14 protein-coding genes are annotated in these 14,194 nt (G+C 75.7%); 5 read left to right on the top strand and 9 right to left on the bottom strand.

Annotated features, from left to right (window positions below):
- The first annotated feature begins 2 nt into the window (after positions 1 to 2).
- Both ADL05_RS21145 and ADL05_RS21140 read left to right on the top strand, forming a co-directional pair.
- On the top strand, positions 3 to 929 hold the full coding sequence (locus tag ADL05_RS21145) for a pyridoxamine 5'-phosphate oxidase family protein (RefSeq protein ID WP_231640849.1): 927 nt from the start codon (positions 3 to 5) through the stop codon (positions 927 to 929).
- A 111-nt stretch (positions 930 to 1,040) separates the two neighbouring features.
- Positions 1,041 to 1,826, top strand: coding sequence for an SDR family oxidoreductase (locus ADL05_RS21140; protein WP_053618728.1), 786 nt, complete (start codon positions 1,041 to 1,043; stop codon positions 1,824 to 1,826).
- 25 nt (positions 1,827 to 1,851) lie between these two features.
- Here the strand turns inward: ADL05_RS21140 and ADL05_RS21135 are convergent, their stop codons facing one another.
- The 4 genes from ADL05_RS21135 to ADL05_RS21120 are packed head-to-tail and all read right to left on the bottom strand — an operon-like array spanning position 1,852 to position 5,934.
- Positions 1,852 to 2,646 carry a DUF1295 domain-containing protein gene (locus tag ADL05_RS21135; RefSeq protein ID WP_053618727.1) on the bottom strand — a complete coding sequence of 265 codons (795 nt, stop codon included), beginning with the start codon at positions 2,644 to 2,646 and terminating at the stop codon, positions 1,852 to 1,854.
- Positions 2,643 to 3,902: a cyclopropane-fatty-acyl-phospholipid synthase family protein gene (locus ADL05_RS21130; protein ID WP_053618726.1), complete on the bottom strand. Its 1,260-nt coding sequence runs from the start codon at positions 3,900 to 3,902 to the stop codon at positions 2,643 to 2,645. The genes ADL05_RS21135 and ADL05_RS21130 overlap by 4 nt, the downstream gene beginning before the upstream one ends.
- Positions 3,899 to 4,654: a DUF1365 domain-containing protein gene (locus ADL05_RS21125; protein WP_053618858.1), complete on the bottom strand. Its 756-nt coding sequence runs from the start codon at positions 4,652 to 4,654 to the stop codon at positions 3,899 to 3,901. The genes ADL05_RS21130 and ADL05_RS21125 overlap by 4 nt, the downstream gene beginning before the upstream one ends.
- Entirely contained in the window at positions 4,648 to 5,934 is a 1,287-nt protein-coding gene (locus ADL05_RS21120; protein ID WP_053618725.1) for an NAD(P)/FAD-dependent oxidoreductase, read from the bottom strand. Before ADL05_RS21120 ends, ADL05_RS21125 begins: the two co-directional genes overlap by 7 nt.
- A 160-nt stretch (positions 5,935 to 6,094) precedes the next feature.
- On the opposite strand from ADL05_RS21120, the gene ADL05_RS21115 reads away from it, so the two are divergent.
- The 3 genes from ADL05_RS21115 to ADL05_RS21105 all read left to right on the top strand — a co-directional run bounded on the left by ADL05_RS21115 (position 6,095) and on the right by ADL05_RS21105 (position 9,677).
- A complete protein-coding gene (locus ADL05_RS21115) occupies positions 6,095 to 7,570 on the top strand; it encodes a bifunctional phosphatase PAP2/diacylglycerol kinase family protein (protein ID WP_053618724.1) in 1,476 nt (491 codons plus the stop codon).
- A 254-nt stretch (positions 7,571 to 7,824) separates the two neighbouring features.
- Entirely contained in the window at positions 7,825 to 8,436 is a 612-nt protein-coding gene (locus ADL05_RS21110) for a hypothetical protein (RefSeq protein ID WP_053618723.1), read from the top strand.
- On the top strand, positions 8,433 to 9,677 hold the full coding sequence (locus ADL05_RS21105; RefSeq protein ID WP_231640847.1) for a PrsW family intramembrane metalloprotease: 1,245 nt from the start codon (positions 8,433 to 8,435) through the stop codon (positions 9,675 to 9,677). Before ADL05_RS21110 ends, ADL05_RS21105 begins: the two co-directional genes overlap by 4 nt.
- A 228-nt stretch (positions 9,678 to 9,905) precedes the next feature.
- Here ADL05_RS21105 and ADL05_RS21100 read toward each other — a convergent pair whose 3' ends face one another.
- The 5 genes from ADL05_RS21100 to ADL05_RS21080 are packed head-to-tail and all read right to left on the bottom strand — an operon-like array spanning position 9,906 to position 14,189.
- Complete coding sequence (locus ADL05_RS21100; protein ID WP_231640846.1) at positions 9,906 to 10,682, bottom strand: pyrimidine reductase family protein; 777 nt, start codon at positions 10,680 to 10,682, stop codon at positions 9,906 to 9,908.
- Positions 10,664 to 11,380: a hypothetical protein gene (locus tag ADL05_RS21095; protein ID WP_053618722.1), complete on the bottom strand. Its 717-nt coding sequence runs from the start codon at positions 11,378 to 11,380 to the stop codon at positions 10,664 to 10,666. Before ADL05_RS21095 ends, ADL05_RS21100 begins: the two co-directional genes overlap by 19 nt.
- 24 nt (positions 11,381 to 11,404) lie before the next feature.
- Positions 11,405 to 12,265, bottom strand: a complete 861-nt coding sequence (gene folP, locus ADL05_RS21090; RefSeq protein WP_053618721.1) for a dihydropteroate synthase — start codon at positions 12,263 to 12,265, stop codon at positions 11,405 to 11,407.
- On the bottom strand, positions 12,259 to 13,221 hold the full coding sequence (locus ADL05_RS21085) for a glucosyl-3-phosphoglycerate synthase (RefSeq protein WP_053618720.1): 963 nt from the start codon (positions 13,219 to 13,221) through the stop codon (positions 12,259 to 12,261). The genes folP and ADL05_RS21085 overlap by 7 nt, the downstream gene beginning before the upstream one ends.
- 32 nt (positions 13,222 to 13,253) lie before the next feature.
- Positions 13,254 to 14,189 (bottom strand): carbohydrate kinase family protein, encoded by a 936-nt coding sequence (locus ADL05_RS21080; protein WP_053618719.1) that lies wholly within the window; start codon positions 14,187 to 14,189, stop codon positions 13,254 to 13,256.
- Between the last annotated feature and the right edge of the window lie 5 nt (positions 14,190 to 14,194).

Below are 14,194 nucleotides of genomic sequence, written 5' to 3'. Positions count from 1 at the left end.
CCGTGCCCCCGACCCGACAGAAGGGCGGAGCCATGGGCTCCTACCACCGCGGCGAACTCGCCGTGCAGGCACGGGCCGCGCTGTCGCGGCAGGCGGGCCACACCTCGCGGGCGATCCGCTCGTCGGTGCCCGGCGTGGCCGCCGGCTTCCTCACCGCCCGCACGTTCCTAGTGGTCGGAGCGGCCGACAGCGACGGGCGCACCTGGTGCTCGCTGCTGACCGGACCGCCCGGCTTCCTCCAGGTCCCCGACGAGGGCACGCTCGACGTCGCCGCCCTCCCGCACCGCGGCGACCCGCTCGCCGAGCGGCTGCGCCAGGGCCCCGCCCCCGTCGGGGCCCTGGCCCTGGACCCGGCCGGGCGCCGGCGCATGCGCCTCAACGGGACCGTCCGGCCGCACGGCGCCGGCCTGCGTATGGCGGCCGAGGACGTCTACGCGAACTGCCCCAAGTACATCCAGAAGCGCACCCCGGTCCCCGCCGCGCCCGCCCGCCCCGAACCCGTCCGCGGCGAGGCGCTCACTCCCGGCCAGCGGGCCCTCGTCCGGCGCGCCGACACCTTCTTCGTCGCCACGCGCTCCGACACCGGGCAGGCGGACGCCAGCCACCGGGGCGGCGGCCCCGGGTTCCTGCGCGTGCACTCGCCCACCCTGCTCAGCTGGCCGGACTACGCCGGCAACGCCATGTTCAACACGCTAGGCAACCTGTGGGTCGAACCCCGGGCCGGTCTGCTCGTCCCCGACTGGGAGACCGGCGACCTGCTGCAACTGACCGGGCGGGCCCGTGTGCGGTGGGAGGAGGACTCGCCCACGCGGGAGCGCTCGGTGGAGTTCACCGTGGACGGTGTCGTGGCCACCGCGGGCGCCGGGCTGCTCGCGCCGGAGCCACCGGAGTACTCCAGGGCCAATCCGCCGGTCGACCCGACCCCCTGACCCGCCGGTCGCCGCGGTCGGGCCGACCGCGCGGCCCGACCCCGCCCCGGTGCCGCCCGCGCCCCGCCCGCCTGCCAGGATGCGCACAACACGACGAGCGGGAGGACGCACATGGACCTGGGGATCGCAGGCAGGGTCGCGCTGGTGACCGCGGCCAGTTCCGGCCTGGGGCGGGCGATGGCCGAGGCGCTGGCGGCCGAGGGCGTGCACGTGGCCGTCACCGGACGCGACGAGGGCCGCCTCGCCGCGACGGTGGAGGCCTGCGCCGGGCACGGCGTGTCCGCGCTCGCGCTGGCCTGGGACCTGGCCGACCACGGCCGGGCCGCTGAGGTGGCCGAACGCGTCGAGCGGGACCTGGGCCCGGTCGACATCCTCGTGAACAACACCGGGGGCCCGCCGCCCACGCCCGCCCTGGGCCAGGACATCGCGCTGTGGCAGGACCACCACGCGTCCATGGTCCTGCCGGTCATCGCGCTCACCGACGCCGTGGTGCCGGGGATGCGCGAGCGCGGATGGGGCCGGATCATCACCAGCACCTCCTCGGGGGCGATCGCGCCCATCCCGAACCTGGGGATCTCCAACACGCTGCGGGCGTCACTGCACTCCTGGTCCAAGACCCTGGCGCGGGAGGTGGCCGCCGACGGCGTGACCGCCAACGTCATCGTGCCCGGCCGCGTCGCCACGCCGCGCACCGACGCCCTGGACGCCGCCCGCGCCGAACGCGAGGGCCGCACGGTGGCCGAGGTGGAGGCCGACGCACGCGCCACCATCCCCGCCGGGCGCTACGGCCGCCCCGAGGAGTACGGCGCGGTCGCCGCCTTCCTGGCGAGCCGTCAGGCCGCCTACGTCACGGGCACCGCCGTGCGCGTCGACGGCGGGCACCTGCCCACGGCGTAGGGGCCCGCGCCCCTGCGGGGCGAGCTCAGGGGGCGTCCCGCCGGGGCGGCCGGGGCACGAAGGCGCTCGTGCGGCGGGCGTACTCCGCCCAGCCCGGCCGGCCCGCCATGTGCTCGTCGAGCAGGCGCTGCCCGGACCCCCGCGTGAGCAGGAACGTCATCAGCAGCGGCGCGGGCAGGGTCAGCAGGACCCACCAGGAACCCGCCGCGACCAGGAACAGCCCCCACCACACGCACGCGTCCCCGAAGTAGTTCGGATGGCGGGTCCAGGCCCACAGCCCCCGGTCCATGATCCGGCCGCGATGGGCCGGATCGGCCTTGAACCGGCGCAACTGGGCGTCGCCGACCGCCTCGAAGAGGAATCCGAACAGCCACAGGGCCGTCCCGGCCGCGGCGAGCCCGCCGAGCGGGCCGGATGTGTGCGCCGAGACCTGGACCGGAAGGGCGACGCACCAGACCAGGGCGCCCTGGAGGAGGTAGACCACGCGCAGCGCGTAGGCGTCCCGGCTCCCGGGGGCCCGCGACAGCAGACGGTCGTACCGGGGGTCCTCGCCGACGCCGCGGGAGCGCCGGTGGATGTGCGCGGCCAGGCGCACGCCCCACACGGCGACCAGGGCGAACAGCAGCCAGGCCCGCGCGTGGTCCGCGGTGGCCGTCACCAGGGCGACCGCCGCGACCACCACGAACCCCAGGCCCCAGGCCACGTCCACGACGCTGTGCCGCCCCACCCTGCGGCCCACCGCGAAGGCGCCCAGCATCAGCACCGCCACGGCCAGCGCGCTCACGGCACCGGTGGTCGCGAGTGCGCCCACCGCGCTCACCGGGAGCGCTCCAGCACGAGCTGCTCCACGTCGATCATGCCGGCGCGGAACCCGGCCTCACAGTAGGCGAGGTAGAACGACCACATACGGCGGAACGTGTCGTCGAAGCCGAGTCCGGCCACCCGCTCGGCGGCCCCCTCGAACGCCTCGCGCCACAACCGCAGGGTGTCGGCGTAGTCGGCGCCGAAGGCGAGCCGGTCGACCACCCTGAGGCGGGTCCGGTCCCGCAACTGCTCCTCGATGGCCGTGACCGAGGGGATCAGCCCGCCCGGGAAGACGTACTTGTGCATCCAGGTGTAGGAGGTGCGTGAGGCCCGCATCAGTCCGTGCTCCATGGTGATGCTCTGCAGGCCGACCCGCCCGCCCGGGCGCACCAGGCGGTCGAGTCCGGCGAAGTAGACCGGCCAGTAGCGCTCACCGACCGCCTCGACCATCTCCACGCTCACCACGGCGTCATAGGTTCCGCGGACGTCGCGGTAGTCGCACAGCTCCACCTGGACCCGGTCGGCCAGGCCCGACTCCTCGACCCGTCGGCGCGCCAGGTCGCACTGCTCGGACGACAGCGTGACCGTGGTGACGCGGGCACCGCGGCGCGCGGCGCGCACGGCCAGTTCCCCCCACCCGGTGCCGATCTCCAGCAGCTCGGTCCCGTCGGTGACGCCCGCGCCGTCCAGCAGGCGGTCGATCTTGCGCCGCTGGGCACGGGACAGCGTGGCCCGGCAGCGCTCCTCGCCCTCGTCGAACAACGCGCTGGAGTAGGTCATGGTCGGATCGAGGAAGGTCGCGAAGAGGTCGTTGGACAGGTCGTAGTGGTGGCTGATGTGCCTGCGCGCGCCGCTGCGGGTGTTGCGGTCCAGGGACGGCCGCCGCGGCAGCGTGACGTGCCGCAGCGGCCGCAGGGGCCGCGGGACCAGCTCCTCGTACCCGCGCGCGAGGACGGTGAGCAGGCGCACGAGCTCCGGGGAGTCCCACTCCCCCGCCATGTACGACTCACCGAAGCCGATGAGCCCGCCGGCGGCCAGGCGGCGGTGGAAGGCGTCGGGGTCGCGCAGGCGCAGGACCGGCGGACCGGCGGCGCCGGGCTCTCCCGGTCCCGTGTGCAGGCGCACACCGGCCCGGCGGGCGGCGTGGGCGGCCAGGGCGCGGGCCACGGGCACCCGCGGCCCGCGGGCCGGGACCCGGGCGACGTCGGGCCAGCGCCGGGCGTCCACGGCCGGCCAGGGGCGCGGAACCGTCGTGTCGGGGGTGGTGTTCATCGCGGTGCGTCCGTCCGTTCTCTTCGCTTTCGGTCGTGGGCCCGCGGCGGGTGGACCGGCAAGCCGCGCAGGTAGAGCCCGATGCCCTGGCGGCGGATGCTCAGCGCGCCGACCAGGGGGGCGAGGGGGTGGCGCAGCGCCATCCGCAGCAGCGCCGCGGGAGTGGCCGGGCGGTGGGCGCCGCGCACCGAGGCGACGAAGGGCGGTCGGCCGCGCCGGTGCAGGGCGACGGTCAGCGCGACCCGGTCGCCCGGAAGCGGGAGGCTGAGCCGGTAGCGCCCCTCGACCCGGTTGAACGGGGAGACGTAGAACTCCTTGTCCGCCTCGGCCCGGCCCCGGCCGTCGACGTCCAGCAGGTAGCGGTGGCGTCCGCCGTGGGTGTTGTGGACCTCGGCGACCACCCGGACCAGGTCGCCCCCGCGGTCGTGGCACCAGTACACGGTCAGCGGGTTGAACACGTGCCCGAGCACGCGGGCGTGGGACAGCATCAGCACGCGCCCGCCCGCGAGGTCCACCCCGTGTCCGGCGAGGTAGGCGTCGAGATCGGCCCGCAGGGACGCGGCGTCTCCGCCGCCGTGGTCCGCGGCGCGGAACCCGGCCAGGAGCCGCAGCGGCCACGGCGGGCGCGGCAGGTCGTCGAGGTCGACCAGCCAGTAGTAGGTGCGGTGGGCGAAGGCGTGGCGCACCGGCTCGGCACGCACGTGGCGCACGGTGGCCTCGTAGAGCGCCGGGACGCCGGGCGTGTTCACCAGCGCACCCCCAGGCTCGCGGCCGCGACGGCCCCCGACCGGCACCCGTCCTCGTGGAAGCCCCACCCGTGGTGAGCGCCCGCGAAGGCCACGACGCCGTCGTTCAATTCGCCGAGCCGCCGCTGGGCGGCGACCGAGGCCGGCGTGTAGACGGGGTGGGCGTAGTCCATGGCGGCCACGACCCGGCCGGGGTCGACGGCTCCGCCGTCGTTGAGTGTCACCGCGTACTGCTCGTCGCCGGCCAGGTGCTGCAGGCGGTTCATGTGGTAGCTGACCCGGACCGGCGCGTCGTCGGGCTCGCACGAGGACAGCCGGTGGTTCCAGCTCGCCCACGTGGCGCGGTCCCGGGGAAGGACACTGGTGTCGGTGTGCAGCAGGGTGCGGTTGCGGGAGTAGGCGAAGGCCCCCAGGACCTCCTTCTCGACCGGGGCGGGCGACTCCAGCAGGGCCAGGGCCTGGTCGGCGTGGGTGGCCACCACGGCCGCGTCGAACTCCAGCTCCTCGGAGCCGGCTCGCAGGCGCACCCCGTGGGCCGTGCGTGCCAAGGCGGTGACCGGCGCGCCGGTGCGCACCGAGGCCAGGCTCGCGGCCACCCGCTCCACGTACACGCGCGAACCGCCCTCGACCGTCCGCCACGACGGCGAGCCCCACACCGAGAGCATCCCGTGGTGCCGCAGGAAGGCGAACAGGTAGCGGGCCGGGTAGTCCAGGGCCGTGCCCGGCGGGCAGGACCACACCGCGGAGACCAGCGGCAGCAGGAAGTGCGCGACGAAGTACCGGTCGAAGCGGTGGTGGCGGACGACGTCGGCGAGGGTGGGCTCGCGGGCCGGTGAGGGCGGTCCGGTGTCGAGCAGGCGCCGGGCGACCCGGTGGAAACGGGGCACCTCGGCCAGCATGCGCAGGTAGGCGGTGCTGCGGCGGGACCGGCTCGGCAGCAGGGCCGACAGGCCCCGAGCGCCCGCGTACTCCAGGCCGCACCCGTCGCAGCCCACGGACATGCTCATCTCGGTGGAGCGGGTCGGCACCCCCAGTTCGCGGAACAGGCGCAGCAGGTGGGGATAGGTGCGCCGGTTGTGCACGATGAAGCCGCTGTCGACGGACAGCTCCCCTCCCCCGGCCGCCGCCACGCGGTGGGTGTGCGCGTGCCCGCCGAGGCGGTCCCGCGCCTCCAGCAGGGTGACGTCGGCGTGCCGCCGCAGGACGTGGGCCGCCGTCAGCCCGGCTACGCCGGAGCCGATGACCGCGATCCTGCGGCGGCGGTGGACGGTGTGGCCCGTGACCATGGGTCCTCTTCACTCGGTCGCGCTGATCGGACACGAGTGATTCGTCGCGGGGCCGGAGGGCGGATTGCCCCGGAAATGTCACGGATAGGTCACGAAATGTGTCGCGATCCACACCGGCCGGTTCCTGGACACCCGGGCCGGACGGACCCACTCTGGAGACATGCGACTCCGACCGTCCCGACTCCTCAGCCGTGCCGACCGCTACCTCTATGACAAGGTGACGGCACTCGGGCCGCCCGCGCTGGACCCGGTCACCCCCCGCTTCGTCCAGGCCACCGACCACATGGCGCCCTGGCTGCTGGTCTCGGCCACCCTCGCCGCCGTCGGCGGGCCCCGCCTGCGCCGGACCGCGCTGCGGGCGATCACCGCCGCCGGCGCCGCCAACGCCACCTCCTTCGTGGTCAAGAACCTGGTCACCCGCTCGCGCCCCGACAGCTCCCGGGTCCCGCGCGCACGCCGGCCCTACCGCGCCTACGGCAACTCCTCCTTCCCCTCCGGGCACACCGCCGCCGCGGCGGCCTTCGCCGGGGGGATCGCCGCCGACGCCCCGCGCCCGCTGTCCGCCGTGGTCTGGGGCATCGCCGGCGCCGTGGCCCTCTCCCGGGTGCACAGCGGCGTGCACTACCCCGGCGACGTGGCCGGGGGCCTGGTGATCGGTACCGCCGCGGCCGTGCTCTCACGAGCCGTGCTGCCCGCCCGCCCCGAACTGGTCTCGGGCGCGCGCACCGTCCCGGAGGGCTCGGCCGGAGGCGACCCCGAGGGCTCCGGCGTGACCGTGGTGGTCAATCCCCGCTCCGCCGGCACGGGGATCGGAGGGCCGGGCTTCGGCGCCACCGCCGACCGTGTGACGCGGTCCCTGCCCAAGGCCCGGATCGTGCCGCTCACACCCGACGACGACATGGCCGCGGTGATGGACGAGGCCGCCCGCACCTCGCGCATCCTGGTGGTCTCGGGCGGCGACGGAACGGCCAACGCCGGGGCCCGCGCCGCCCTGGAACACGACCGCCCCCTGCTCATCCTGCCGACCGGCACCCTGAACAACTTCGCGCGCACACTGGGCCTGACCTCGGTGGAGGCGGCACTGCGGGCCTACGGGAGCGGCCACCTGGCCAGGGTTGACGTGGGCGAGGCCGACGGCCGGGTCTTCCTCAACACCGCCACGTTCGGGTCGCACCCGCGCCTGGTCCGGCGGCGCGACCGCTGGGCGCCCAGGATCGGCAAGTGGCCCGCGTTCGGCCTGGCGCTGTGGCGGGACCTGAGGGACGTCGAGCCCACCCCGACCCGGATCGATGGCCGGCCGACCCGCGTGTGGTGGGCTTTCGTGGGCAACTGCCGGTACCGCACCCACGGCCGCGTACCGGCGATGCGCGAACGGCTGGACGACGGACGCCTGGACGTGCGCGTACTGGCGGCCGCACGGACCTACCCGCGATGGCGGGCCCTCACCGACATCCTCTTCGAGCGCTCCAGGGGAGGGGACGGCTACTCCAGCCGCCTCGCGACGGAGCTCACCCTCTCGCTTCCGCCCGGCCACCGGCACATCTCCGTGGACGGCGAGGTGTGGGAGTGCGGTGAGACGGTCCGCTTCACCAAGCGCCCCGCGGCCCTGCGCGTCATCGTCGCCGCCACGCCCTGAGCGCACGCGGTCTCACCGCGGCGAGCACCCGCCCACCGCTGCGAGGCCCGGGGCATCCGCGATCCACCGCGCACCCCGACCGCCGCCTCCTCACCGGCACCGGGACACGGACGGCCCCCGGCGGCCCGAACTCCCCGGACCGGGTGAAATCGCCGCAAACGTACGCCAAGTCCGCCGTCCCTCGCGAACGAGCACCCGTACGGATGATTCGCTGTCCGTGACGGGGTCTCACCGCGCGCGACGAGAGGGGTGCCATGGCACCGGGGACCGACGCACAGCGACCGCACGCTCCCCCTCACGCGGGCGGCTCCTGGTGGCCGCCGGGCCTGGCCGTCGGGGCGGTCGCGGTGCTCGTCACCGCCTGGCCGCTACTCGACAGGGTCCTGCCCGGCACCGAGCCCGTCCGGTCCGGCCACGCCCTCGCGGTGGGCTCCAGCGAGGACGTCGAGGCGGAACTGACCTTCCGCCGGGACGGCTGGGCCCTGCGCACGGGCACCAGCACCGCCGAACGCGTCTACCACTTCAGCCGCGGCCCGGCCGAACTCACTCTGAGCACGGTCACCCCCACCACCGCCGTGCCGCCCACCGCCCCAGAGTTGTGGCGGGGCCTGGACCGCACCCTGCGCGCCGGGGACGGATCCACCCGCCTGGGCCCACCCGACCCCACCAGGGCGGAGGACGGCACACGCGGCCTGACCGGCACGCTCACCAGCGACACCGAGTCCGGCACCGCCGTCCTGTACCCCTCCCCGGACGGCCGGTTCGCCGTGTCGATGACGCTCACCGGGCGCGACGCCACACGCGCCGACCTGGCCGATGTGGACGACGTCCTGACCTCGATCACGTTCACCCGGGAGGACGCGTGAGCCGGGCCCGCGACAGCCGGTCCGCGGCCGTACCCGCGCCGCGACGGAGCCGCTCCCACGACCGCGCGACCGGTTCCGGCGCACCCCGCGGTGGTGCGCCCGGGGCCGGGACGGGCGGCGCAGGAGAGGCCGGGGCCGGGACGGGCGGCACAGGAGAGGCCGGGGCCGGGACGGGCGGCCGTCCCACTCCGCACCACGCCTACCCGGACGCGCCGCGCCCGCCCGCGCTCGCGGCCACCGCCGCCATCGCGCTGGGGAGCGCGGCCGGACTCCTGGTCCTGCTCGGGCAGCTGTCCGGCTCCGCCCGGGTCTTCCCCGGCGAGGTGGTCCTCGCGCTGGTCCTGGCCGCCGCCACGTTCGCGTTCGGCTTCTGGCTGTTCCGGCGCATCCGCCCGGTCCGGACCCCCGACCGGTTCCCCTGCGCCGTGGCCGCCCTGTGGGGCCTGACCGCGGCGACGGGTGCGGCCGTCATCGCCAACTCGGCACTGCGCAGCGCCTGGTCCTCCGTTCTGGGCCTGGACCTGGCCACCGCCTGGGGCGCGGCGCTGACCGCGCCGTTCAACGAGGAACTGCTCAAACTCGCGGGCGTCGTGCTCGTGGCGACCGCCTTCCCCCGCGCCCTGCGCGGCCCCGCCGACGGCTTCGTCCTGGGCGCGCTCGCCGGTCTGGGCTTCGAGGTCACCGAGAACCTCCTCTACGCCGTCAGCGCCATCGTCCAGTCCGGGGCCACCGCCGGCGCGCTCTCGGTCGTCCAGTCCGCGGTCCTGCGCGTGGGGGTGACCGGCCCGGGCTCGCACTGGGCGATGACCGCCGTCGCCGGGACCGCCCTCGGGCTGCTGGCCCCGGTCGCCTGGCGGCCCCCGCCCGGCCGCGCGGCCGCCGCGACCGGCCTGGTCCTGCTCGCCATGGCGATGCACTGGCTGCTGGACGCGCCCGTGTTCGGGAACACGGTGCCGGTGATCCTGGCCAAGGTCCTGGTGATCTTCACCGCCGCGATGCTCGTCTACCTCGCCGCGCGCCGGGACCACCGCCGCCGGGTCCGGGCCGCGCTGGCCGCCGGGGGCGCCGCCGAGGGCCTGCCCCGCTCGGCCGCGCTCGCGCTGGCCTCTCGCGGCGGCCGGTACCGGGAGCTGCGGCGCAGCGCTCCGGGCGACCACGCGCCGGTCCGTGAGCGCCAGCGGCGGCTGCTCGACGACGCCGAGGAGGCCGCCGCCATCTCGCGAGGTGCGGCGCCGAGCTGAGCACGGGTCCGTTCATGGAAGGTCGGGCCGCCGGGTCGGGGGTCCGTTCGCGCGACGGGCTCAGCACACCGATGCGGACATCGGCCCGCCCCACGGCCTCCCGGCCCGCTGCGAGGCACGCTCAGGGACGGATCCACCGGTGCCGCGCGGCATCCCCCAGCCTCCGGCAGGGGCCCGGCCACGGGCGCACCCGCCCGCCCCACGGCCTCCGGGTCCCGAGGAACGCGTTCAGGGACGGATCCACCGGTGCAGCAGCGTTCCCCCGCCCTCCAGCAGCAGGCGCGGCACCAGTTCCTGGTCCACGCCCGCGCCCGCGGTGATGCGCTGCTCCGCCCCCGCGGCCAGCACCGGCACGACGGTCAGGCACAGCTCGTCGAGCACGCCCTCGGCGGCCACGTCCCGCAGCAGCCGCGGACCGCCCTCGCACAGGATCCGCGGCATCCCCCGCTCGTGCAGCGCGTCCACCGCCGCGACCAGGTCGACCTCCGCCTCGCCCAGCACCAGCACCCGGTCGGGCCCCAGCGCCGCACGCGCCCGCTCCAGCGCCGGCTCGCCCGCCTCCTGGCAGGTCAGCAGCCACACCTGGCCCCGGTCGGGCTCCTCGGCCGCCAGCAGCGGCGGCACGTGCGCGCTGCGGGTCACCACCGCCAGCGCCGGGTGCGCGGCGCGCCCCTGCGCCTCGGCGCGCTCGCGCCGCGCGCCCGTGCGCGGCGTGGGACGGCGGTAGCCCTCGGCGCGCGCCGTCCCGGCGCCCACCAGGACCACGTCGGCCAGATCCCGCAGCAGCGTGAACACGACCAGGTCGGCCTCGGTGTTGATGGTCCCGGTCCGGCCGTCGTTGCCCGCGGCGGCACCGTCCAGCGTGGAGACCATGTTGGCCCGCACCCACGGCCGCCCGCCCGTGTCGGGGTAGGCGTACAGCGCCTCCAGGACCGCGTCGTCCACGGGGTCGCCGGGCTCGGCCGCGCCGGGCGCGACGTCGTTCATCAGCAGTCGCACGACCACACCGCCACCGTGTACATGACCCCGAACGGGTCGTCGGCGTAGAGCACCTCGGGCCGGTAGGACGCGCCGCCCCGCGCCACCGCGGCCGCCATCACCTGCAGGGCGGCCCGCCCGGCCGCCAGCAGCTCCGCGGCCAGACCCGGTTCCAGTCCCAGCAGCGCCGACGGGTCGGCCCCGGCCAGGGCACGCCGCACCCGCTCGTCGTAGGCGAAGGCGCGCTCGTCCAGGTGCCCGGGGGCCTTGACCCCCCGGCGCGCGCTGCCGTCGCCCATCACCAGCAGCGCGACCCGCTCCGGGCGGCGGGCGATCGCGTCCGCCAGCTCCGCCACCGGCCCGGGACCGGCGTCGAAGGCCACCGCGTACATATCGACGGGGACCGCGCCGCCGACCGCGTCGAGCAGCCGACCCGCGACACCCAGGCTCAACGGCAGCGCGCCCTCCTCGGGACGCGTCCCGGAACCCCCGGCTCCCCCGGCGCTCTCCGTACCCCCGAAGGCCCGGACCGGGGCCGGGCCCGGCTCGCGGCGCCCGCCGGTGTCGGCTCCGCCCACGACCACGAGTACCTCGGGGCCGAGCGCGACCAGGGACGCCACCGCCGCCTCACAGGCCTTGCGCAGGTCCGCGCCGACGTCCTGCCCGCCGGTGAGCTCACGCAGCAGCAGCGGCGGATGCGGACAGACCGCGGTTCCGACGATCATCGAGCCTCCCCTCCGCCAACACCCCTACGCCAACCCTCTCACTGCCCGCGCGGGAGGCCGCACACCCCTGATCGCGGCGACCATGTCCAGGACCTGGCGCGTCTCCACGACCTCGTGGACCCGGTAGACCTGGGCCCCGTGCCACGCGCACACCGCGGTCGCCGCCAGCGTGCCGGTCAACCGCTCGCCCACGGGCAGGTCGAGGGTCTCGCCCACGAAGTCCTTGTTGGACAGCGACACCAGCACCGGCCACCCCGTCGCCGTCATCTCGTCCAGCCTGCGCGTCAGCTCCAACGAGTGCCAGGTGTTCTTGCCGAAGTCGTGGGCGGGGTCGATGAGCACCGACTCCGCGGGCGCCCCCAGCGCCACCGCCCGCTCGGCCAGCGCCACGGTGGAGTCGATCGCCTCGCGCACCACGTCGTCGTAGTGCAGCCGGTGCGGCCGGGTCCGCGGGGCCACCCCGCCGGTGTGCGTGCACACCAGCCCCACCCCGAACTCCGCGGCCACCTCGGCCAGCTCCGGGTCGTAGCCGCCCCAGGCGTCGTTGAGCAGGTCCGCGCCGGCCTCGCACACGGCCCGGCCCACCGACGCCCGCCAGGTGTCCACGCTGATGACCAGGTCGGGGAACTCCTGGCGGACCCCCGCGACGAAGTCGACGATCCGGCGCTTCTCCTCGTCCGCGCCGATCTCCTCACCCGGAGCCGCCTTGATACCGCCGATGTCGACGATGTCGGCCCCCTGGTCCACGACCCGGCGCACACGCTCGAACGCGGGCCCGTCGTCCCAGGTCGCCCCCCGGTCGTAGAAGGAGTCCGGGGTCCGGTTGACGATCGCCATCACCAGCGCCGCGTCCCGGTCGTACTCCCGCCCCCGCAGTCTCAGCACGAATCGGCCACCTCTCCCTGGTGCCACTCGGGCGCGGGCGCCACCCGGCCCGCGGGGCCCCGCTCGACCACACTCACCGTACGTGTCATCGTCCGTCCGCCCGTGCCGAACTGGCACACCTCGACCTCCTCGCGCCCCTGCCCGAGACCGGCACGGCGGTCGGCCACGGCCAGCAGCTCGGTCGCCATCGCCCCCAGCCCGCGCAGGCTCTGGTGGCGGTGGGCGCGCCGGCCCATGTCCACCTGGGCGATCGCGTCGGCGCCCCGGCCGAGGTAGGTGTCGACCAGCACCGCCAGCTCCACCCCGTAGCCCGTGGGCACGGGGAGGTCCCGCAGGAGCTCGCGGCGCACCGCCCACTCCCCCGACAGCGGCTGGACCACGCCCGCCAGCTCCGGCCAGCGCAGCGCGATGGTGGGCCGGGCCACCAGCTCGGTGACCCGGCCGCCCTCGTTCGTGCCCGCCCCGGCCCCGGCCTGGTCCAGGACCCGGTCGTAGAAGGCCTTGACCAGGCCCACGCCCGGCTCCGTCAGCAGGGGGCCCAGCAGTCCCGACACGAAGTGGGTGTCCCACTCCACCAGGTCGGCGTCCATGAACACCACGACGTCACCGGAGGTGACGAAGAACGACTTCCACATGGCCTCGCCCTTGCCCTGGTGGTGGCCCAGGTCGGGCCGTACGTCCATGACCCTGTGCACCCGCGCCCCGGCCGCGCGGGCGAGCGCGCCGGTGTCGTCGGTGGAGTCGGAGTCCATGACGACCAGCTCGTCGACCAGCGGAACGTCCTCCACCAGGGCCGCGCGCACCCGGGAGACGATGCCACCGACCGTCGCCGCCTCGTTCTTGGCCGGGATCACCAGGCTGACGGTCGTCCCGCCGCGCCGTTTGAGTTCCACCAGCCGCTCGACCGTCCAGTCCGACCACCGGTAGGTCCGACGCACGAACCATTCGTTGTCCACAAAGCCTCCCCCAGCCGAAAGACTAGGGCACACTACGGGGCGCCCCCACCGGTCAGATGGCGAAGGCCGGACAGGGTGATGAAGTCTGTATGGGTTCCGGCGGTGGTGCAGGCGAAGGCACCCGCCACCGCGCCCGCCCGCGCGCACTCCAGGGACGGCGCGCCCTCCAGCCGGGCGTGCAGGAAGGCCGCGACGAACGCGTCGCCCGCGCCGTTGGTGTCCACGACCGGGGCGCCGGGGTCGGCGGCGGGCACGTGCACGGAGCCGGCCCAGCCGCGTTCGAGCACGTGGCAGCCCTCGGCGCCGTCGGTGGCCACGACCAGCTCGGCCCGGCCCCGCTCCAGCACCGCGCGCATCACCTCGCCCACCCGGCCGTGGATCGCGGCGGCGCTGAGGAAGACCAGGTCGGAGCGCAGGGCGTAGGGCAGGTGGTGCTCCGCGCGGCCGTCCCAGTCGTGCAGGTCGGTGGAGCTGGGCACGCCCAACCGCTCCAGGTCGTCGTAGACGTCCCGGTTGTGCCCCATGATCGACATGTGCACGTGCCGGGCGCGCTCGACGAACGGCAGGTAGAACTCGCGGGGCAGCCGCAGGTCGGCGGGGTGGCGGCCGTCGAAGAAGGAGAACCGGCGGCCCTGGGCGTCGACCAGGTTCACGCCCCGGGGCGTGCCGTGCGGCGAGACGACGTGGCTGAAGTCGAGCCCGCGCTCGGCGTAGGCCGCCAGGACCATGCGGCCCTGGACGTCGTCGCCCAGGAAGTCGACGAACTTGGTCGCCAGCCCCAGGGCGTGGCACCCCAGCGCCACGCCGTTGCCGGTGTGGCCCACGTAGTCCAGCACCGGCGGCACGAACACCGAATCGCCCTCGGGAAGGGCCAGGGAGTCGACACGCACGATGGTGTCGACCCCCGCTCCGGCCACGACGAGGACGTCGTGGTCACGGCTTCCGGTACTGCCGGCGTGGGCGGCCACTGTGC

This window comes from Nocardiopsis sp. NRRL B-16309, assembly GCF_001279585.1.
Taxonomy (GTDB): Bacteria; Actinomycetota; Actinomycetes; order Streptosporangiales; family Streptosporangiaceae; genus Nocardiopsis.
This window is presented reverse-complemented; position numbering and strand designations above follow the sequence as displayed.